Source organism: Achromobacter sp. Marseille-Q4954 (assembly GCF_943737025.1).
Classification (GTDB): Bacteria; Pseudomonadota; Gammaproteobacteria; order Burkholderiales; family Burkholderiaceae_B; genus Achromobacter; species Achromobacter bronchisepticus_A.
In genome coordinates this window covers 366,866-385,802 of record NZ_CALSFQ010000001.1, presented here as the reverse complement: position 1 = coordinate 385,802, position 18,937 = coordinate 366,866, and the positions used below count along the sequence as shown (strand labels likewise).

Here is an 18,937-nt window from a genome sequence, read left to right as displayed (position 1 = left end):
CCGGCCATGACCCGTTCCTCCAACGCCGCCGCGCCGGCAGCTGGAAACTTCGCAACGCCGGCGCCTGCGCCAGCGCTGGGCCGCCGCCCGCTGCCGGCCTGGGTTGGCGCCTTCGGCCTGGCCGCCGGGCAGGGCGCCCTGGCGCTGGGCCTGCTGCTGTTCCTGGCACTGCCCTTGGCCGCCATCTTGCTCAAGTCCGTGACCGACAGCGACGGCGCCTGGGCCGGGCTGTCGGTGCTTGCGGACATCATCGGCGGCGACGGCTTCATGGCCATGGTCGCGCGCAGCCTCGCGGTGGGCATCGTGACGACGCTGCTGGTCGTGCCCTGCGCGTACGGATTCGCCTACGGCCTGACCCGCACGCGCTTGCCGGGCAAGGGCCTGCTGCGCACCGTCGCCTTGCTGCCGCTGCTGGCGCCGTCGCTGCTGCCGGGCATCGCGCTGGTGTACCTGCTGGGCAACCAGGGCCTGCTCAAGAGCCTGACGGGCGGCGCGACCATCTACGGTTTCTGGGGCATCGTCGTGGGCGAGGCTTTCTATACCTTCCCGCACGCGCTGATGATTCTGCTGACCGGCCTGGCGCTGGCCGATGGCCGTCTTTATGACGCCGCGCGCGCCATGGGCGCCGGCCCCTGGCGCACCTTCCTGACGGTGACCCTGCCGGGCACCCGCTACGCCGTGTTTTCGGCCTGCTGCGTGGTGTTCACGCTGACGGTGACCGACTTCGGCGTGCCCAAGGTCGTGGGCGGCGACTACAACGTGCTGGCGATGGAAGCCTACAAGGCCGTGGTCGGCCAGCAGAACTTTCCCAAGGGCGCGGCCATCGGCATCCTGCTGCTGCTTCCCGCGATCCTGACCTTCGCCCTGGACCGGCGGCTGCGCGCCCGCCAGGGCGCCCAGCTGAGCGGCCGGGCCCAGCCCTATGCCGCCGGCGTCAACCGCCGCCGCGATGCCGCGTTCCTGGCGCTGGCCGGCGTGCTGGCGGCGTTCCTGCTGCTGATCATCGGCGTGGCGGTGTGGGCGTCCTTCGTGAAGATGTGGCCCTACAACCTTTCGATGTCGCTGCGTTCGTACGACTTCGACAATATGGACGGCGGCGGCTGGCTGGCCTGGCGCAACAGCCTGCAACTGGCGTTCTGCACCGCCCTGGCCGGCACGGCCGTGGTCTTCGCCGGCGCATGGATGATGGAAAAAGTGCCTGCCCGCAGCTCGCTCACGCGAGGTCTGCGCGGCATGGTCGGCATGCTGGCGCTGATGCCCATGGCCGTACCCGGCCTGGTGCTGGGCCTGGGCTACATCTTCTTCTTCAACAGCCTGTCGAACCCGCTGAACCTGCTGTACGGCACCATGCCGCTCCTGGTCCTGTGCACCATCGTCCACTTCTACACCAGCGCGCACCTCACCGCCGCCACCGCGCTCAACGCGCTGGACCCCGAATTCGAGGCGGCCTCCGCGTCGCTCAAGGTGCCGCGCCTGACGACCTTTGTCCGCGTGACATTGCCGATGTGCCTGCCGGCGGCGCTGGACGTGGCTCGCTATCTGTTTGTCTCCGCCATGACCACGGTGTCCGCGGTCGTGTTCCTGTACAGCCCGTCGACGGTGCTGGCCGCGGTCGCGGTGCTGAACATGGACGACGCCGGCTTCATCGGTCCTGCCGCCGCCATGTGCACCGTGATCATGGCCAGTTCGGCCGCGGCCGCCCTGGTCCTGCACCTGGCCAGCCGCGCACTGGTGGCGCGCAGCCAGGCCTGGCGCCGCCCCGCGGCCCATTGAACGATTTTTCAAGGAAGACCCTCATGACTGTTTCGCCTTTGCCCGTCCGCCTGGAAGCGGTGATTTTCGACTGGGCCGGCACGCTGGTCGACTTCGGCTCCTTCGCGCCCACCAAGGTGTTCGTGGACGCGTTCTCGCAGTTCGGCGTGGAGATGTCGCTGGCGCAGGCCCGCGGCCCCATGGGCATGGGCAAGTGGGACCACATCCGCACGCTTTGCAACGATCCCGTGATCGCCAGCCAGTACCAGGCCCAGTTCGGCCGCTTGCCCACCGATGACGACGTGACCGCCATCTATGAGCGCTTCCTGCCGATGCAGCTGGACAAGGTCGCCCAGTATTCGGCGGCTATCCCCGGCGCGGCCGAGTTGCTGCGCGCCCTGCGCCAGCGCGGCCTGAAGATCGGCTCGTGCTCGGGCTATCCCGCCAGCGTCATGCGCCGCGTGGTCGAACGCGCCGCCTCCGAAGGCCTGGAACCCGATTGCATCGTCGCCAGCGACGACGTGCCGCGCGCGCGGCCGGCGCCCGCGATGGCGCTGAAGAACGTGGTCGAACTCGGCCTGTCCGACGTCGCCGCCTGCGTCAAGGTCGACGACACCGCGCCCGGCATCGAAGAAGGACGCCGCGCCGGCATGTGGACCGTGGGCCTGCTGCTGTCGGGCAACGCCGCCGGCCTGACGCTGGAGGAATACCTGAGCCTGGACGACGCAGGCCGCCAGAAGGCCCGCACCGCCGCCAGCCTGGAGCTGTCGCCCGCCGCGCCGCACTACCTGATCGACACCGTCGCCGACCTGCCTGGCGTGATCGCCGACATCGAATCCCGCTTGTCCGCAGGCCAGCGCCCTTAACCCTCAACCACCTGTCTGCATCGCTTGCCGGGGCCGGTTCGCGCCAGCCCTGGGGGCTTCCCTCAGCCTTTTTCCGCCTACCCACGGAGTACTTCATGAATCGCTACAAGCTGCTTGCACTGGCCGCCGCCCTGACGGGCGTGATGGGCGCCGCCTCCGCCGAGACCACGCTGACGGTCTACACCGCGCTCGAAGCCGACCAGATCAAGGCCTATCAGGCCGCGTTCGAGAAGGCCAATCCCGACATCAAGATCCAGTGGGTGCGCGACTCCACCGGCATCATCACCGCCAAGCTGCTGGCCGAGAAGAACAACCCCAAGGCCGACGCCATCTGGGGCCTGGCCGGCACCTCGCTGGGCCTGATGGACAAGGAAGGCATGCTGCAGCCCTACGCCCCCAAGGGCCTGGACCAGATCGCCGCCAACATGCGCGATGCCAAGGCCGAGCCCAGCTGGGTCGGCATGGACGGCTTCGCCGCCGCCATCTGCTTCAACACCATCGAAGCCGAAAAGCAGAAGCTGCCCAAGCCGACCTCGTGGCAGGACCTGACCAAGCCGGTGTACGCCGGCAAGATCGTCATGCCGAACCCGGCGTCGTCGGGCACCGGCTTCCTGGACGTCAGCGCCTGGCTGCAGATCTTCGGTGAAGAGAAGGGCTGGGCCTACATGGACGCCCTGCACAAGAACATCGGTTCGTACACGCACTCGGGCTCCAAGCCGTGCAACATGGCCGCCGCCGGCGAATTCCCGATCGGCGTGTCGTTCGACTACCGCGCCGCCAAGCTGAAGGCCGACGGCGCGCCGGTCGAAGCCGTGTTCCCCTCGGAAGGCCTGGGCTGGGAAGTGGAAGCCACCGCCATCATGAAGGGCACCAAGAACCTGGAAGCCGCCCGCAAGCTGGCCGACTTCTCCGCCAGCCGCGAAGCCAACGAGCTGTACAAGGCGAACTTCGCCGTGCTCGCCATCCCGTCGATCGCCACGTCCAATCCGAACCTGCCGGCCGACCTGATGCAACGCATGATCAAGAACGACTTCACCTGGGCCGCCACCAACCGCGACCGCATCATCGCCGAGTGGACCAAGCGCTACGACGGCAAGTCCGAGCCGAAGAAGAAGTAAGTCGGTTTGACCGCGGCGGCGCAGGACGCCGCCGCGCCCCGGGAGCGCCCGCCAGGGCGGCTTCCGCCGCATTTCCCTTTGCAATGTTCCACAGATGAAAAATTTCGACGTAGTCGTGGTGGGCGCCGGCATGCTGGGCATCGCCCACGCCTGGGCCGCCGCCAAGCGCGGCCTGTCGGTGGCCGTGATCGAGCGCAGCCGCCAGGCGCATGGCGCCACCATCCGCAATTTCGGCCAGGTCATCGTGACGGGCCAGGCCCCCGGCATGATGCTGTCGCACGCCCAGCAGGCGCGCGAGCTATGGCTGGATCTGGCGGGGCGCGCGGGTTTCCATGTGCGCGCCAACGGCGCCCTGGTGCTGGCGCGCAACGCCGAAGAGGCGGACGTGCTGCAGGAATTCGCCGACACACGCATGCGCCAGGAAGGCTATCGCGCCGAACTGCTGTCGGGCCGCGAGGTGGCCCGCTTGTACGGCGGCCAGCTGGCGCATCACTGCGCCGGCCTGCAAGGCCATGACGATCTGCAGATCTATTCGCGCGAGGCGCTGCCGGCCATCACGCGCTACCTCGCGGAGTCGCTGGGCGTGACGTTCATCACCGGCACGCTGGCGCGCGCGGTCGAGGGCGGGCTGGTGTCACCTCGGCGGGAGAATTCAAGGGCGGGCACGTGTTCGTCTGTCCCGGGCACGACTACCTGACCTTGTTGCCCGAGCGCTTCGCGCCGATGAACCTGGAGGTCACGCGCCTGCAGATGCTGCGCGCCGCGTTCGAGACCCAGCCCATCGCGCTGGACCGCCCCTTGCTGACCGGCCTGTCCTGCGTGCATTACGGCGCGTTCTCGGACCTGCCGTCGGCGCTGGCGCTGCGCGACGTGATCCAGGCGCGCACGCCCATGCTGCTGGAGAACGGCATCCACCTGCTGATCAGCCCCACGCCCTATGGCGAACTGATCATCGGCGATTCGCACCGCTACGGCCAGGACGCGCCGCCGTTCAACGACGAAGCGGTCGACAACGCCATGCTGGACCTGGCGACCCAGGCGCTGGGTGCGCGCTTGCGCGTGCTGGAGCGCTGGCAGGGCGTCTATGGCGCGCACGGCCCGGCGCCGTTCTCGGTCATGCCGGTGGACCCGGCCACGACGGTGGCGGTGATGCACTCGGGTGTGGGCATGACGGTGGGTCTGGCCATCGGCGAGCGCACGGTGGCGGGCGCGCTGGGCCGCTGATCGCGGCAGCCGGAAAGAAGAAAGGCCTCGCATATGCGAGGCCTTCTTGCATGGGAGAGGCGCCGAAGCCAGGCTTCAGACCCGCTCCTGCATGATGCGCCGATACCATTCATGGAAGTGCTGCATGCCGTCTTCCATGGGCGACTGGTAGGGGCCGGTTTCGTTCACGCCGCGCAGCATCAGCGCCTTGCGGCCCGCGTCCATGCGCTCGGCGATCTCGTCGTCCTCGATGGCCGTTTCCATGTAGGCGGCGCGCTGCGCCTCGACGAATTCGCGCTCGAAGGCGGCGATTTCCTCGGGGTAGTAGAACTCGACCACGTTGACCGTTTCCTGCGGGCCCTTCGGGTACAGCGTGGAGAGCACCAGCACGTGCGGATACAGCTCGATCATGTGGGTCGGGAAGTACGTGACCCAGACCGCGCCGAAATCCGGCGCATCGCCTTCGCGGAACGCCAGCAGGCGGTCGTGCCATTGCTTGTAGACATCGGAGCCCGGCTGCGCCAGGGCGTTGTGCACGCCGACCTTCTGCAGGCTGTACCAGTCGTTGAACTCCCAGCTCAGGTCGTCGCAAGTGACGAAGCGGCCCAGGCCCGGGTGGAACGGACCGACGTGGTAATCCTCGAGGTAGACCTCGATGAAGGTCTTCCAGTTGTAGTTGCACTGGTGAACTTCGACGTGGTCCAGCACGTAGTCGCCGAAGTCGAATTCCGGACGCGAGAACAGCGGCGCCATGTCGGCGGCCGGATCGCGCGGGCCTTCGAACAGCAGGCCATGGCAGTCGCGCAGGCGGAACTTCTGCAGGTTCATGCAGGGCGTGGTGGCGAACTGGGGCGCGCCCAACAACTCGCCCTGGTTGTTGTACGTCCAACGATGCAAGGGGCAAACGATATTGCCGCCGGTTGCCTTCAGATTGCCATGCGTATTGCAGTTGCCGGCCACATTGCCGGTCTCGCCGCCAAGCATCAGCGCCTGGCGGTGGCGGCAGACATTTGAGATGAGTTCGACGCCTTGCTGATTGCGAACCAGCACGCGTCCTCCGTCTTCCTGGACCAACGTACGCCAATCCCCGATTTCGGGCACCACTTTCTGGTGGCCGACGTATTGCGAGGATTGCTTGAAAATGAGTTCTTGCTCGCGGGCAAAGAGGGCTTCGTCAAAATACGCGCTGACGGGTAGCTGGGTGCGAGCTGGCACTACATGTGCCATCCGACCGATGTCGGTCATGATTCCCCCCGCTCGGATAAAAAAGCCAGGACGGAGAGGCTTTTGCCTGGCGGCTTTGAAATCCGCAGGATGCGTTCCGTGCTGGCGCGAAGAAAAATCGGTGTCTGGCCGATCAAATAAGCCGTGAATTGTACCCCAAGCCCTTACCCCGCGCCCGTGAAGATCTGCGAAGCTTCGTGAAGTTATGCCGTAGCCGTCGTGCACGCGCTACGCGCGGCATAACCCCTTGAAGATGTAGGCCTTTCAGACGAAGCGCCGGGTCGCCGGATGGCGTCTCATCAGCCAGCTGCTGGCGGCCGACAACATGAACACGGCCACCGCCAGCACGGGCAGCGTCCAGGCCTCGTTGCGCGCGCCCGTCAGGGCGCCGGCGCGATGCGCCACGTCGAGGAACAGCGGATGGATCAGGTAGACGCCGAAGGTCAGCGGCGCCAGCGAGGCCAGCCGCGGCAGCCGCGGCGACGAAACGATCCACTGGAACGCGGCCAGCGACATGAACGGCACCGTCAGGCTGAAGTAATCGTAGAAGTAGGTATCCAGCGCGCGGTTGCTCGACATCGAATACACGCCCAGCGCGGTCGCGGCCACGCTGGCCGCCAGCATCAGGCCGGGGCGCGGGATGCGCATCTGGCCGTCGAAGATCAGGCGGCCCGCCACGAAGTAGCCCAGATAGGGCAGGAACCAGGTCAGGAAGAAGCCCGCGGGCGCGCCCAGCGCGCGGCGATACAACGCGTCCAGGATCGCCACGCCCAGGATGCCGACCACCCACAAGGCGCGGGCGCGCGGCGTGCTGCGCGCATACAGGATGCGCACCAGCGGCGCGAACAGGTACAGGCCCACGATCATGTACAGGTACCACAAGTGGTAGTACGGCTCGCCCTGCACCAGCTTGCGCGGCCAGAACGAAAAATCGATGCGGCCGTCGTCCCACCAATCCAGCGCCGTGCGCCAGGCCAGATAGAAAAACGTCCAGAACACGAGCGGCGCGCAGATCCGCGCCATGCGCCGGCTGTAGAACTGGCGCGCGTCCTGGGGCTTGTCGGGGTCCAGCAACAGGGCGCCGCTGACCATGACGAACACGGGCACGCACCAGCGCGCCGCCGAGTCGTACAGATTGGCGGCCAGCCACGCTCCGCCGCCGTACACCGCGGGGTTGCTTACCACCATGGCCGCGCTGTGCAGCAGCACCACGGCCACCGCCGCCAGCCAGCGGGCGGCATCCAGGCGCGCATATTTCTCTTCGGCGTACGGCATCGGGCTCCCATGGCGGTGTCTACTTTTTCACCATAGCAGCGGGCAGCGTCCTGGTTCTGTATCCAGGGGTTAGAGGGCATATCGACGCGCATGAAAAACCGGCAGGGGCGCTGGAGCCCTCTGCCGGCGGATGCCGCGCGGCGCGGCGCATTCACGGGCGGGCGCGGACCCGCCTACGTTTTGTCACGAAACCAGCCGTGCCATCATTGCAGGACGATATTGGCCTGCTTGATCAGCTGCGCCACGATGGGCTGTTCAGTCTTGATCTGCTTGTCCAGTTCCGCGGCCGTGCCCGAGCGCGGGTCGATGCCCATGTCCAGCATGCGCTTCTTGATGGTCTCGTCCTGCAGGGTCTCGGTCAGGGCCTGCTGCAGCTTTTCCATCACGGGGGCGGGCGTGCCCTTGGGCGCCACGAAGCTGAACCAGGCGGTCATGTCGAACGCGGGATAGCCTTGCTCGGCCAGCGTCGCCAGCTTGGGCTGCGTCGCCAGGCGGCCGGGGCTGGTGATGGCGAAGACCTTGACCTTGCCGGCATCGGCCTGCGGCATGCCGGTGGCCACCATGTCGAAGAAAAGGTCCACGTCGCCGCTGACCAGCGCGGGCAGGGCCTGGGTCGCGCCCTTGAAGGGCACGTGCAGGATGTCGATGCCTGCGCGTTCCTTGAACAGTTCGCCCGCCAAGTGAGAGGACGTGCCAGGGCCGAAGGTGGCGAAGGTCAGCTTGCCCGGATTCTGCTTGGCGTAGGCCACCACATCCTGGGTGCTGTTGAACGGCCGCTTGGGGCTGGACAGCAGGACCAGCGGTCCCACGCCGACCATGCCGATGCGGGCGAAGCCATCGGGATCGTAGGGCAGCTCCTTGTACAGATAGCGGTTGGTGACCAGCGTGGAGTTGGTCGCCATCAGGATGGTGTAGCCGTCCGGCGCTTCGCGCGAAACAAAGGCCGCCCCGATCGAGGTGCCGGCGCCTGCCTTGTTCTCGACGATCATGGGCTGGCCCAGCGTCTTGGCCATGCGTTCGGCCAGGATGCGCGTCAGCACGTCGGTGGCGCCGCCGGCGGGGAAGGGCGAGACCACCTTGATCGGCCGGGCCGGATAGGTTTCGGCCTGGGCGCCCAGCGCTGCGGCGCTGAGCAGCAGGGTGGCCAGCAGTTTGAAGCTAGTGCGAATCATGTTTTCCCCTTGAAATCGCGTGCATGAGTGGAGGTTCGGGCCTGGCTTGGCGCTGCGGGCAGCGCTTGCCAAGTCTCCTTGGGTGCATTAAATTCCGTAAAATGGAATTTAATTTTGTTATTCGAAATAAACTATAAAAACGAAGCGAATAGAAATGCAATCTTTTTCTGACGCCAAGCGCATCGCCCATCCCGCCGCCAAGCCGGACGGCAAGGTCGAACTCAGCCTGCCCGCGCGCCGCAAGCGCGCTCCCGGCGCGGGCGAGGGCGCCAATTCGCCCGATTTCATTACCGCCCTGGCGCGCGGGCTGGACGTGCTGCGCTGCTTTCGCCATGGCGTGACGGCCTTGGGCAATCTGGACCTGGCGCGTCTGACCGGTCTGCCCAAGCCCACCATCAGCCGCATCACCTACACCCTTACTGAATTGGGTTATCTGCGCTATCACCCGGACACCGGCAAATATTCGCCGGGCTATGGCGTGCTGGCGCTGGGCTTCGGCCTGCTGGCCGGACTGGAGGTGCGCGAACTGGCCAAGGCCTCGATGACCGAGCTGGCCCGCGCCACGGGTGGCGCGGTGGCCCTGGGCGCCTTCGATGGCGACGCCATGACCTACGTCGAAGCCATTCACGGCTCTTCGGCGCTTTACCTGCGCCTGCCGGTCGGCTATCGCGCCAGCCTGGACAGCGCCATGGGGCGGGCCTACCTGGCCAGCCTGCCGTCCCAGGCCTGCGCCGACGCGCTGGCCCGGCTGGGCGAGACGGCGCCGGACGCGGCCGCTGTCGAGCGCGCGCGCGTCGAACTGCGCGATACGGGCTGCTGCTACGCCATCGGCGAATGGCAGTCGGGGATCAATGCGGTCGCGGTGCCGTTCTCGTCCATCACGGGCGAGGGCGTCTTCGTCATGAGCTGCGGCGGACCCGCCAGCCTCTTGCCGGAGGCGGACCTGCGTACGCGCGTGGCGCCCCTGCTGCAGGCCTCCATAGCGGGGCTGGCGGGCGCCGCGGCCTGAGACGCGCCGCGCGCGGCGGCAAGCCCGACGCCCTTGCGGGTATCTCGTACAATTCACGGATTGATCCACCCCTAGCGCCCTCGGAGACCCGTTTGGCCAAATCTTCACAAGCCGATCCGCAGATCGATGACCGTCCCTTGCCCCAGGATTTCGAAACGGCGCTGGCCGAGCTCGAATCGCTGGTAGCGGCCATGGAAGACGGCTCGTTGCCGCTGGAGCAGTCGCTTGCCGCCTACCGGCGCGGCGTGGCGCTCACGCGGGTCTGCCAGGAACGCTTGGCGCAGGCCGAACAGCAGGTCAAGGTCCTGGAGGGCGACCTGCTGCGTCCGCTGGACCCGGCGGCGCTGGATGACGAATAAGAGCCCGATGAAGCAAATTCAACTCGCCTTCCCGGAATGGTTGCAAGGCCGTGTCCAGCACGTCGAAGACGTCCTGGACGATCTGCTCCCCCCGGCTGACGCGTTGCCCGCCCGGCTGCACGAAGCCATGCGCTACGCCGTGCTCGGCGGCGGCAAGCGGGTGCGCGCCGCGCTGGTCTACGCGGCGGGGCAGGCTTGCCCCGTCAGCGGCAGCGTGCTGGCCGTGCAGGCCTCGCTGGACCGCGCCGCCGCGGCGGTGGAACTGATCCACGCCTATTCGCTGGTGCACGACGACCTGCCCTGCATGGACGACGACACGCTGCGCCGCGGCCGTCCCACCACGCATGTGCAGTTCGACGAAGCCACCGCCATGCTGGCGGGCGATGCGCTGCAGCCGCTGGCCTTCGATCTGTTGGCCTCCATGCCGATCGCGCCCGCGCTGATCGTGCAGGCCACCCAGTCGCTGGCGCGCGCTGCCGGCAGCCAGGGCATGGCGGGCGGCCAGGCCATCGATCTGTTCAGCGTCGGCCGCGCGCTGTCGCGCGACGAACTGCAAACCATGCACAGCATGAAGACGGGCGCCATGCTGGCTTGCAGCGTGGCCCTGGGCGGCATCGTGGCGGGCGCCAGCTCGGCTTCGCGCCAGGCGCTGGACGCCTACGCGCAGGCGGTGGGGCTGGCCTTCCAGGTGGTCGACGACATCCTGGACGTGACCGCGGACAGCGCCAGCCTGGGCAAGACGCCGGGCAAGGACGCCGCCGAGAACAAGCCCACCTATGTATCGCTTCTGGGCCTGGACGGCGCGCGCGCGTTTGCCCAGGAACTGCGTGAGGACGCGCTGGCGGCCCTGGCTCCGCTGGGCGAGGCCGGATCGCGCCTGGCTGAACTGGCCGACTTCATCGTCCTACGAGACCGCTGAGCCGGGACCAGCCCGGGCTGGAGGCAGGCCGGGCCAACGAACCACATAAAAGCATGACGACAGATTTACTGGACCGCATTCAATCCCCGGCTGACCTCAAGCGCCTGGATCGCCGCGAGCTGAAGAAGCTGGCCGACGAACTGCGCGGCTTCGTGCTGGAATCGGTGTCTAAAACGGGCGGGCACCTGTCGTCCAACCTGGGCACGGTCGAACTCACCCTGGCCCTGCACCAGGTGTTCGACACGCCGCATGACCGCATCGTCTGGGACGTGGGCCACCAGTCCTACCCGCACAAGATCCTGACCGGGCGCCGCGCCGGCATGGCCAAGCTGCGCCAGCAGGGCGGGATTTCTGGCTTCCCGAAACGCAGCGAATCCGAATACGACGCCTTCGGCACCGCGCATTCGTCCACTTCCATCTCGGCGGCGCTGGGCATGGCGGTGGCCTCGCGCAATGCCGGCGTGCAGCGCCAGCACATCGCCATCATCGGCGACGGCGCGATGTCCGCGGGCATGGCCTTCGAAGCCATGAACAACGCCGGTGTCACGCCCAACATCAACCTGCTGGTGATCCTGAACGACAACGACATGTCGATCTCGCCGCCGGTGGGGGCGCTGAACCGTTACCTGGCGCGCCTGATGTCGGGCCGCTTCTATGCGGCTGCCAAGAACGTCGGCCGAGCGGTGCTGCAGCACGTGCCGCCGGTGCTGGAACTGGCGCGCCGCTTCGAAGAACATGCCAAGGGTATGGTCACCCCGGCCACGCTGTTCGAGGAATTCGGCTTCAACTACGTCGGCCCGATCGACGGGCACGACCTGGACGCGCTGGTGCCCACGCTGCAGAACCTCAAGGCCCTGGAAGGCCTGCAGTTCCTGCACGTGGTCACCAAGAAGGGCCAGGGCTACAAGCTGGCCGAGGCCGACCCGGTGCTGTACCACGGCCCGGGCAAGTTCGATCCGGCCGTCGGCATCCAGCAATCGAAGGCGCCGGGCAAGCGCAGCTTCACGCAGGTGTTCGGCCAGTGGCTGTGTGACATGGCCGAACAGGATTCGCGCCTGGTCGCCATCACGCCCGCCATGCGCGAGGGCAGCGGGCTGGTCGAATTCGAAAAGCGCTTTCCGCAGCGCTACTTCGACGTGGGCATCGCCGAGCAGCACGCCGTGACGTTCGCCGCGGGCATCGCCTGCGAAGGCCAGAAGCCGGTGGTCGCGATCTACTCCACCTTCATGCAGCGCGGCTACGACCAGTTCATCCACGACGTGGCCCTGCAGAACCTGGACGTGACCTTCGCGCTGGACCGCGCCGGCCTGGTGGGCGCGGACGGCGCCACGCATGCGGGCAATTACGACATCGCCTTCCTGCGCTGCGTGCCCAACATGGTCGTGGCCACGCCTTCGGACGAAAACGAAACGCGGCTGCTGCTGTCGACCTGTTATCAGTATCCCGGCCCGGCGTCGGTGCGCTATCCGCGCGGCGCGGGCTGTGGCGCGGCCGAGGCGCCCGGCCTGGACACGGTCGAACTCGGTCGCGGCGTGGTGCGCCGCGAGGGCCGCAAGATCGCCATCCTGGGTTTTGGCATGCTGCTCCAGGCCGCGTTGGGCGCGGCCGAAAAGCTCGACGCCACCGTGGCCGACATGCGCTTCGTCAAGCCGATCGACCGCGAACTGATCCTCGACCTGGCCAGCCGCCACGACGCCCTGGTTACGCTGGAAGACGCGTCCATCATGGGCGGCGCGGGCAGCGCGGTGCTGGAAACGCTGAGCGCGGCCGGCGTTGCGATTCCGGTCCTGCAACTGGGCCTGCCCGACGAGTTCATCGACCACGGCGAGCAATCGGCGCTGTGGGCCGGCATCGGCCTGGACGCGGCGGGCATCGAAAGCGCGATCCGCGCTCGTTACGCCGAACTGCTGGGCTGAATCCGGCCCGATTCCGCGGACAGGGGCGAGGCCACTGTCCGCGGTAATGAAACACACTGTTCCGGCCCCGCCAACCTACGAATAAAAGGGTTTTCCCTGGCGATCGGCGGACTATGGGCGATAATGGCCCCCTTCTCAAAGATTCCTAGGCCCGTGCGTTTTCACGACTGACTGCCTAGACAGGTAAGCCGAAATGAATTCTCCGATCGACCCCGCCATCGTGATGCCCGACGTCCAGAGTTCGGCGGACACCCGGCACATCCCGATTCAGCGCGTGGGCATCCGTGGCGTGCGCCACCCCATGTTGATTGAAAGCGGCGACGGCTCGCCCCAGGGCACCGTGGCCAACTGGACGCTGACCGTGGCGCTGCCGCCCGAAGAAAAGGGGACGCACATGTCCCGCTTCGTGGCCCTGCTGGAAAAGTACCGCAGCATCCCCATGACGCCGACCCTGTTCCGCGCCATGGCGGCCGACATGCTGCCGCTGCTGCATGCCGAACGCGGCGACATCACCGCCGCCTTCCCGTACTTCATCAACAAGTCCGCCCCGATCTCCGGCGTGCAAAGCCTGCTGGACTACGAAGTGCAGTGGATCGCGCGCGCCCAGGGCGACGAGGTCGAGTTCGAACTGATCGTGCAGGTGCCCGTCACCAGCCTCTGTCCCTGCTCCAAGGCCATCTCCGAGTACGGCGCGCACAACCAGCGCTCGCACGTCACGGTGTCGGCCATCCTGAACGCCGATATCGGCATGGACGGCGTCATCCGCCTGATCGAAGAAGAAGGCTCGTGCGAACTCTGGGGCCTGCTCAAGCGCCCCGACGAGAAGTACGTCACCGAGCGCGCCTACGACAACCCCAAGTTCGTCGAGGACCTGGTGCGCGACGTGGCCGCCCGCCTGAACGCGCATCCCGGCATCGCCCGCTACCGCGTGGAAGCCGAGAACTTCGAATCCATCCACAACCACTCGGCCTACGCCGTCGTGGAAGGCTGAGCTTTCCGTGAGCCATCCGGCGGCCAATGACTGGCCGCTCATCGCGGGGCTGCAGGAGTGGGAATCGCGGCTGGCCAGCAATCTGGCCGGCCGCGGCCGTTTTGGCGTCGCGCTCTACGAGTTTTTCCGCTTCGGCGTGAAGCAGGCCTGGGCCTGCCTTTTCGGCGGCCTGATGTGCGCGCTGCTGCTCGGCACGCATTGGTGGTATCCGAAGGATGCCGCGCTGGCCCGCTACGACTTCCTGACCCTGGCCGCGCTGGGCATCCAGGCGCTGCTGCTGGCGCTGCGCATGGAAACCTGGAGCGAAGCCCGCGTGATCCTGCTGTTCCATGTGGTGGGCACGGGCATGGAAGTCTTCAAGACCGCTGCGGGTTCGTGGATCTATCCCGAGGCCAGCGTGCTGCGCATCGGCGGCGTGCCCCTGTTCACGGGTTTCATGTATGCGGCGGTGGGCAGCTACCTGGCCCGCGTCTGGCGCCTGTTCGACTTCCGCTTCCGCGCGCATCCGCCGCTGGCGGCCTGCGTGGCGTTGTCGGTGCTGATCTACCTGAACTTCTTTGCGCACCACTACATCATGGATATCCGGTGGGCGCTGTTTGCGCTGACCGCCATCCTGTTCGCCCGCACCTGGGTGTATTTCCGTATCTGGCAGGTCTACCGCCGCATGCCGCTATTGCTGGGTTTCGTGCTGGTGGCCCTGTTCATCTGGTTCGCCGAGAACATCGGCACCTTTGCCAACGCCTGGCGCTATCCGAACCAGTCGCAGGGCTGGCAACTCGTGTCCATCGCCAAGCTGGGCTCATGGTTCCTGCTGATGATCATCAGCTACGTGATGGTCAGCGTGGTCAACCGTCCCCAGGAAATCGATGTTGCCGATTTGCCTCGGCAGGCGGGGCAGGGCGATGGAAATAGTCCGTCCCTTATTTCCTGACCGACCTCTAGCTTGCGCCTGACCGCTCAATCGGTGATAATCGAGAGCTTTCTTGCTCGACCGCCCATGGTTTTTGGGTAGCGGGCTGCCCCTTGCGGGCCACTGTTCAAGATGCATATTGCGATCCGCCCCTGATGGAAAGCGGGGGCGCAGGACGGTCGGCCAGCGAGACATCCTCAAGGAGTTTTACTCATGCGTCACTACGAAGTGGTGTTTATCGTTCACCCCGACCAAAGCGAGCAAGTGCCCGCCATGGTCGAGCGTTACCAAGCGCTGGTCACGGGCCAAGGCGGCTCGGTTCACCGCCTGGAAGACTGGGGTCGCCGTCAACTGGCCTACCCGATCCAGAAGCTCGTCAAGGCTCACTACGTCTGCCTGAACATCGAGTGCGGCCAAGCCACGCTGGATGAGCTGGAACACTCGTTCCGCTACAACGACGCCGTTCTGCGCCACCTGGTCATCAAGACCAAGAAGGCTCAAGCCACGCCCTCGATCATGATGAAGTCGGTCGAACGCGAAGAAGCCCGCAAGGCTTCGGCTGAAGCAGCAGCGCCGGCTCAGGCCGAGTAAGCAGGGCTCACGCAGAGCTCATCCCATGAAGTCCCCTCGGTGCCTGGCAGGATGAACAAGCTGGAACTCAGCGCCCGCGTTCTCGAATGCGAGCCTTTGCGCCACACTCCCGCCGGTTTGCCCGCACTGGAAATGGTGCTGGCGCACGAGTCGGAAGTCATCGAAGCTGGCCACCCGCGCCGCGTCGAACTGACTATCGCGGCCGTGGCACTGGGCGATCTGGCGTTGCTGCTGAAGGACACCGCGCTAGGGTCCGAATTGCTGGTGCAGGGGTTTCTGGCTCCCACCCGCAAGGACTCGGTGAAGGTCAAGCTGCATTTGCAGCAGGCACGCAGGATCAGCGGCAGCGCAGGGCGCGATCCGCTGGTGGCTTGAAGGGAATTGGGCAAGAGGCGCGATGAGCGCCTTCTGATTACGGATAGGTTATGGGGGTTTGGGCCCGTTTTGGGTAGAACCCGGCCCCCTCAAACAAAGAGGCACATATCATGGCTTTCTTCGGAAAACGCAAGGAAAAACGCAAATTCACGCAGCAGAACCCGCTCTTCAAGCGTCGTAAGTTCTGCCGCTTCACCGCTGCCGGCGTGGAAGAGATCGACTACAAGGATCTGGACACCCTGCGCGACTTCGTGCAAGAAAACGGCAAGATCATCCCGGCTCGCCTGACCGGCACCAAGGCAATCTACCAGCGTCAGCTGGACACCGCCATCAAGCGCGCGCGCTTCCTGGCCCTGTTGCCTTACACCGACAACCACAACTAATCCGGGGCACTGAAATGCAAGTTATTCTGCTCGAAAAAGTCGTCAACCTGGGTAACCTCGGCGAAGTCGTCCGCGTGCGTGATGGCTACGCCCGCAACTTCCTGATCCCCCAGCGCAAGGCCCGTCGCGCAACCGACGCCGCCCTGAAGGAATTCGAAGCGCGCCGCGCCGAACTGGAAAAGGCCCAGGCTGAAAAGCTGGCCGCTGCCCAAGCTCTGGGCGAGCGCGTCGCCGGCTTCCAGCTGAAGATCGTCCAGAAGGCTGGCGTCGACGGCCGTCTGTTCGGCTCGGTCACCAACGCCGACATCGCTGAAGGCCTGCGCAAGGCTGGTTTCGAAGCCGTGGAAAAGGCGCAAATCCGCCTGCCCAACGGCCAGCTGAAGTCGATCGGCGAGTTCCCGGCCCAGGTCGCCCTGCACGCCGACGTTCTGGTCGACGTGACGATCCTGGTCGAAGGCGAACTGTCCTAAGCCGGTACCCGCAGTAAAAAAGAAGCCGGCCCGCGCGCCGGCTTTTTTTCTTTTTGCCCATCGCCGTATTGCGTGTAGTCTTCGGACTCCACGATCCAGGCCCCGCGCCGCATTCCTCAGAGGACGTCTTGACTCAGCCCCCCGTGCACCACAACGCGCCCCCAGGCCTGCGAGCCTGGCTGGACAGCGTGGATGCGTCGCGTGAACCTTCGGTGAGGGATGTGACGATAGATGGCGTGCGCTGCATCATCAAGCGCCGCCGTTCCAGCATCGGCCAGGGCGTGAGCTACGCGCTGCGCTATGTGCGCGCCCTGTTCCTGGGCGTGGGGTGCAAGATTTTCCTGGGTGAGTTTCCACGTCCGGGCGTGTTGCTGCGCAACGGCCTGACGCACGAGTCGCAGCGCCTTGCTCAACTTCTGAAGGCCGGTTGCCGCGTGCCCGAGGTCTGGTGGCAGGAGCAGGGTCTGCTGGTGCTGGAATACGTGGGCGAAGACCTGGCCGACCTGATCCGCAACGAGGACACGACATCCCGCTTGTGGCTGGCGCGCGCCGCCGCGGCCGACCTGGCCGCTTTCCATGCCCGCGGCCTGTGGCATGGCGGCGCCCAGATCCGCAACATCACCTTGCAGGACGGCGAGCTCTGGCGCATCGATTTCGAAGAGAACATCGGTTCGACGCTGTCGCGGCCGCTGGCCCAGGCCTATGACCTGTTCCAGATGCTGGCCTCTCTGGTGTCTTTGCGTAAATTGCCGGACGATGTGGCCCGTACGCTGGGTAAACTGGCGTTCGAAGTCTATTTCGAGAGCAACCCAGACCCTGAGGTCCGATCCCGCCTGACGCGCTTGGCGCGCGTGCTCTGCGGCATTGCCGCGCCCTTGCGCGTGGTGCTGGGCCGATTGCCCTCGCGCGATATCCAGGGATTCTTCCGCGTCGCGGACATCCTGCAGCCGTTACTATTGAAGTCATGAATACACCTGCCGACTCCCAGCTCGAATACCTGCGCGTTCCCCCCCATTCCATCGAGGCGGAGCAGTCGGTGCTGGGCGGCCTGCTGCTGGACAATGCGGCCTGGGACCGCATTGCCGACGTGCTGGTCGAAGAGGATTTCTACCGGCACGACCACCGGCTGATTTGGCACCATATCGCCCGCCTGATCGGGCTGGCGCGCCCGGCCGACGTCATCACCGTCCACGAATCGCTGGTCAGCGCAGGCAAGGCCGAGGATGCCGGCGGCCTGGCCTATCTGAACGCGCTGGCCCACAACACGCCATCGGCCGCCAACATCCGCCGTTATGGCGAGATCGTGCGCGAGCGCGCCATGCTGCGCAAGCTGGTCGCGATCGCCGACGAGATCTCCGCGGCCGCCATGAGCCCGCAGGGCAAGGAAGCGCGCCAGCTGCTGGACGAGGCCGAGTCCAAAGTGTTCCAGATTGCCCAGGAAGGCGCACGCGGCGCCGCGGGCTTCCAGGAAATCCAGCCGCTGCTGACGCAGGTGGTGGAACGCATCGATGAGCTCTATCACCGCGAAAGCACCTCCGACGTGACCGGCGTGCCCACGGGCTTCACCGATCTGGACAAGATGACCTCGGGCATGCAGGGCGGCGACCTGATCATCGTGGCCGGCCGCCCGTCCATGGGCAAGACCTCGTTCTCGATGAACATCGGCGAGCACGTCGCCATCGAGGAAGGGCTGCCGGTGGCGGTGTTCTCCATGGAAATGGGCGCGGTCCAGCTGGCCATGCGTATGCTGGGCTCCGTGGGCCTGCTGGACCAGCATCGCATGCGGACCGGCAAGCTGATCGCCGAGGACTGGCCGCGCGTGACCCACGCGGTCCAGCTGATGCAGGACGCGCAGGTCTACATCGATGAATCGCCGGCGCTCAGCCCGATGGAAGTGCGCGCGCGCGCGCGCCGCCTGGCGCGCCAATGCGGCCAGCTTGGCCTGATCATCATCGACTACCTGCAGCTCATGTCGGGCAACGGTTCGGGTGAAAACCGGGCCACCGAAGTGTCGGAAATCAGCCGTTCGCTCAAGGGGCTGGCCAAGGAACTGAACTGTCCGCTGATCGCGCTGTCGCAGCTGAACCGAAGCCTGGAACAGCGCCCCAACAAGCGTCCCGTGATGAGCGACCTGCGCGAATCCGGCGCTATCGAACAGGACGCGGACGTGATCCTGTTCATTTACCGCGACGAGGTCTACAACCCTGATTCGCCGGACAAGGGCACCGCCGAGATCATCATCGGCAAGCAGCGTAACGGTCCCATCGGCTCGGTGCGTTTGACCTTCCAGGGCTCCAGCACGCGCTTCCTGAACTTCTCGGGTGCGCAGCCGCGCGACATGTACTGAGCCTTTTGGCCCCAAGAAAAAACCGCGCTTCGGCGCGGTTTTTCGTTGTGGCTGCGA

The 18,937-nt window shown here is 66.2% G+C and carries 18 protein-coding genes and 1 pseudogene; 16 read left to right on the top strand and 3 right to left on the bottom strand.

Translation table 11 applies throughout. The features are described 5' to 3' along the window. Nucleotides 1-6: 6 nt before the first annotated feature. The 4 genes and pseudogenes from NGK62_RS01785 to NGK62_RS01770 all read left to right on the top strand — a co-directional run bounded on the left by NGK62_RS01785 (nt 7) and on the right by NGK62_RS01770 (nt 4,960). Nucleotides 7-1,773: a putative 2-aminoethylphosphonate ABC transporter permease subunit gene (locus tag NGK62_RS01785; protein WP_251877204.1), complete on the top strand. Its 1,767-nt coding sequence runs from the start codon at nt 7-9 to the stop codon at nt 1,771-1,773. A 23-nt stretch (nt 1,774-1,796) separates the two neighbouring features. Next, the gene (gene phnX / locus NGK62_RS01780) at nt 1,797-2,618 is read left to right on the top strand and encodes a phosphonoacetaldehyde hydrolase (protein ID WP_251877202.1); all 822 of its coding nucleotides are present in this window, start codon (nt 1,797-1,799) and stop codon (nt 2,616-2,618) included. A 95-nt stretch (nt 2,619-2,713) separates the two neighbouring features. Continuing rightward, entirely contained in the window at nt 2,714-3,736 is a 1,023-nt protein-coding gene (locus NGK62_RS01775; protein ID WP_054451016.1) for a putative 2-aminoethylphosphonate ABC transporter substrate-binding protein, read from the top strand. 94 nt (nt 3,737-3,830) lie between these two features. Further along, nucleotides 3,831-4,960: pseudogene (locus tag NGK62_RS01770) on the top strand (TIGR03364 family FAD-dependent oxidoreductase). Nucleotides 4,961-5,035: 75 nt separating this feature from the next. On the opposite strand, the gene NGK62_RS01765 reads toward NGK62_RS01770, so the two are convergent. The 3 genes from NGK62_RS01765 to NGK62_RS01755 all read right to left on the bottom strand — a co-directional run bounded on the left by NGK62_RS01765 (nt 5,036) and on the right by NGK62_RS01755 (nt 8,610). Then, the gene (locus NGK62_RS01765) at nt 5,036-6,184 is read right to left on the bottom strand and encodes an aromatic ring-hydroxylating oxygenase subunit alpha (protein ID WP_054451018.1); all 1,149 of its coding nucleotides are present in this window, start codon (nt 6,182-6,184) and stop codon (nt 5,036-5,038) included. Nucleotides 6,185-6,427: 243 nt separating this feature from the next. After that, a complete protein-coding gene (locus tag NGK62_RS01760; RefSeq protein ID WP_118933355.1) occupies nt 6,428-7,438 on the bottom strand; it encodes an acyltransferase in 1,011 nt (336 codons plus the stop codon). 203 nt (nt 7,439-7,641) lie between these two features. Continuing rightward, on the bottom strand, nt 7,642-8,610 hold the full coding sequence (locus tag NGK62_RS01755) for a Bug family tripartite tricarboxylate transporter substrate binding protein (RefSeq protein ID WP_059379253.1): 969 nt from the start codon (nt 8,608-8,610) through the stop codon (nt 7,642-7,644). Between the two features lie 154 nt (nt 8,611-8,764). Here NGK62_RS01755 and NGK62_RS01750 point away from each other — a divergent pair, with 154 nt between their 5' ends. The 12 genes from NGK62_RS01750 (at nt 8,765) to NGK62_RS01695 (ending at nt 18,880) form a co-directional block, all read left to right on the top strand. Beyond that, nucleotides 8,765-9,619: an IclR family transcriptional regulator gene (locus tag NGK62_RS01750; protein ID WP_118933354.1), complete on the top strand. Its 855-nt coding sequence runs from the start codon at nt 8,765-8,767 to the stop codon at nt 9,617-9,619. A 92-nt stretch (nt 9,620-9,711) separates the two neighbouring features. Continuing rightward, on the top strand, nt 9,712-9,978 hold the full coding sequence (locus NGK62_RS01745; protein ID WP_054451022.1) for an exodeoxyribonuclease VII small subunit: 267 nt from the start codon (nt 9,712-9,714) through the stop codon (nt 9,976-9,978). 7 nt (nt 9,979-9,985) lie between these two features. Beyond that, complete coding sequence (locus tag NGK62_RS01740; protein WP_059379251.1) at nt 9,986-10,897, top strand: polyprenyl synthetase family protein; 912 nt, start codon at nt 9,986-9,988, stop codon at nt 10,895-10,897. Nucleotides 10,898-10,950: 53 nt separating this feature from the next. Beyond that, nucleotides 10,951-12,813, top strand: a complete 1,863-nt coding sequence (gene dxs, locus NGK62_RS01735; protein ID WP_251877199.1) for a 1-deoxy-D-xylulose-5-phosphate synthase — start codon at nt 10,951-10,953, stop codon at nt 12,811-12,813. A 193-nt stretch (nt 12,814-13,006) separates the two neighbouring features. Continuing rightward, entirely contained in the window at nt 13,007-13,804 is a 798-nt protein-coding gene (folE2, locus tag NGK62_RS01730; protein ID WP_054451025.1) for a GTP cyclohydrolase FolE2, read from the top strand. A gap of 7 nt (nt 13,805-13,811) precedes the next feature. Further along, a complete protein-coding gene (locus NGK62_RS01725; RefSeq protein ID WP_059379249.1) occupies nt 13,812-14,735 on the top strand; it encodes a DUF817 domain-containing protein in 924 nt (307 codons plus the stop codon). A gap of 192 nt (nt 14,736-14,927) precedes the next feature. Next, on the top strand, nt 14,928-15,305 hold the full coding sequence (gene rpsF / locus NGK62_RS01720; protein WP_013392507.1) for a 30S ribosomal protein S6: 378 nt from the start codon (nt 14,928-14,930) through the stop codon (nt 15,303-15,305). 51 nt (nt 15,306-15,356) lie between these two features. Further along, nucleotides 15,357-15,680, top strand: coding sequence for a primosomal replication protein N (gene priB, locus NGK62_RS01715; protein WP_054451027.1), 324 nt, complete (start codon nt 15,357-15,359; stop codon nt 15,678-15,680). Nucleotides 15,681-15,790: 110 nt separating this feature from the next. After that, nucleotides 15,791-16,063 (top strand): 30S ribosomal protein S18, encoded by a 273-nt coding sequence (rpsR, locus tag NGK62_RS01710; protein WP_006218308.1) that lies wholly within the window; start codon nt 15,791-15,793, stop codon nt 16,061-16,063. A gap of 14 nt (nt 16,064-16,077) precedes the next feature. Beyond that, complete coding sequence (gene rplI, locus NGK62_RS01705; protein ID WP_054451028.1) at nt 16,078-16,533, top strand: 50S ribosomal protein L9; 456 nt, start codon at nt 16,078-16,080, stop codon at nt 16,531-16,533. A gap of 128 nt (nt 16,534-16,661) precedes the next feature. Beyond that, the gene (locus NGK62_RS01700) at nt 16,662-17,501 is read left to right on the top strand and encodes an RIO1 family regulatory kinase/ATPase domain-containing protein (RefSeq protein WP_059379247.1); all 840 of its coding nucleotides are present in this window, start codon (nt 16,662-16,664) and stop codon (nt 17,499-17,501) included. Next, entirely contained in the window at nt 17,498-18,880 is a 1,383-nt protein-coding gene (locus NGK62_RS01695) for a replicative DNA helicase (protein ID WP_054451030.1), read from the top strand. Before NGK62_RS01700 ends, NGK62_RS01695 begins: the two co-directional genes overlap by 4 nt. Nucleotides 18,881-18,937 lie beyond the last annotated feature (57 nt).

What these genes read in the sequence shown, in the direction of transcription:
- NGK62_RS01785 (WP_251877204.1), top strand. Translation starts at nt 7, where the DNA reads ATGACCCGTTCCTCCAACGCCGCCGCGCCGGCAGCTGGAAACTTCGCA.
- NGK62_RS01765 (WP_054451018.1), bottom strand. Translation starts at nt 6,184, where the DNA reads ATGACCGACATCGGTCGGATGGCACATGTAGTGCCAGCTCGCACCCAG.
- NGK62_RS01740 (WP_059379251.1), top strand. Translation starts at nt 9,986, where the DNA reads ATGAAGCAAATTCAACTCGCCTTCCCGGAATGGTTGCAAGGCCGTGTC.
- NGK62_RS01760 (WP_118933355.1), bottom strand. Translation starts at nt 7,438, where the DNA reads ATGCCGTACGCCGAAGAGAAATATGCGCGCCTGGATGCCGCCCGCTGG.
- priB (WP_054451027.1), top strand. Translation starts at nt 15,357, where the DNA reads ATGAACAAGCTGGAACTCAGCGCCCGCGTTCTCGAATGCGAGCCTTTG.
- phnX (WP_251877202.1), top strand. Translation starts at nt 1,797, where the DNA reads ATGACTGTTTCGCCTTTGCCCGTCCGCCTGGAAGCGGTGATTTTCGAC.
- rpsF (WP_013392507.1), top strand. Translation starts at nt 14,928, where the DNA reads ATGCGTCACTACGAAGTGGTGTTTATCGTTCACCCCGACCAAAGCGAG.
- NGK62_RS01750 (WP_118933354.1), top strand. Translation starts at nt 8,765, where the DNA reads ATGCAATCTTTTTCTGACGCCAAGCGCATCGCCCATCCCGCCGCCAAG.
- NGK62_RS01755 (WP_059379253.1), bottom strand. Translation starts at nt 8,610, where the DNA reads ATGATTCGCACTAGCTTCAAACTGCTGGCCACCCTGCTGCTCAGCGCC.
- dxs (WP_251877199.1), top strand. Translation starts at nt 10,951, where the DNA reads ATGACGACAGATTTACTGGACCGCATTCAATCCCCGGCTGACCTCAAG.
- folE2 (WP_054451025.1), top strand. Translation starts at nt 13,007, where the DNA reads ATGAATTCTCCGATCGACCCCGCCATCGTGATGCCCGACGTCCAGAGT.
- rplI (WP_054451028.1), top strand. Translation starts at nt 16,078, where the DNA reads ATGCAAGTTATTCTGCTCGAAAAAGTCGTCAACCTGGGTAACCTCGGC.
- rpsR (WP_006218308.1), top strand. Translation starts at nt 15,791, where the DNA reads ATGGCTTTCTTCGGAAAACGCAAGGAAAAACGCAAATTCACGCAGCAG.
- NGK62_RS01775 (WP_054451016.1), top strand. Translation starts at nt 2,714, where the DNA reads ATGAATCGCTACAAGCTGCTTGCACTGGCCGCCGCCCTGACGGGCGTG.
- NGK62_RS01695 (WP_054451030.1), top strand. Translation starts at nt 17,498, where the DNA reads ATGAATACACCTGCCGACTCCCAGCTCGAATACCTGCGCGTTCCCCCC.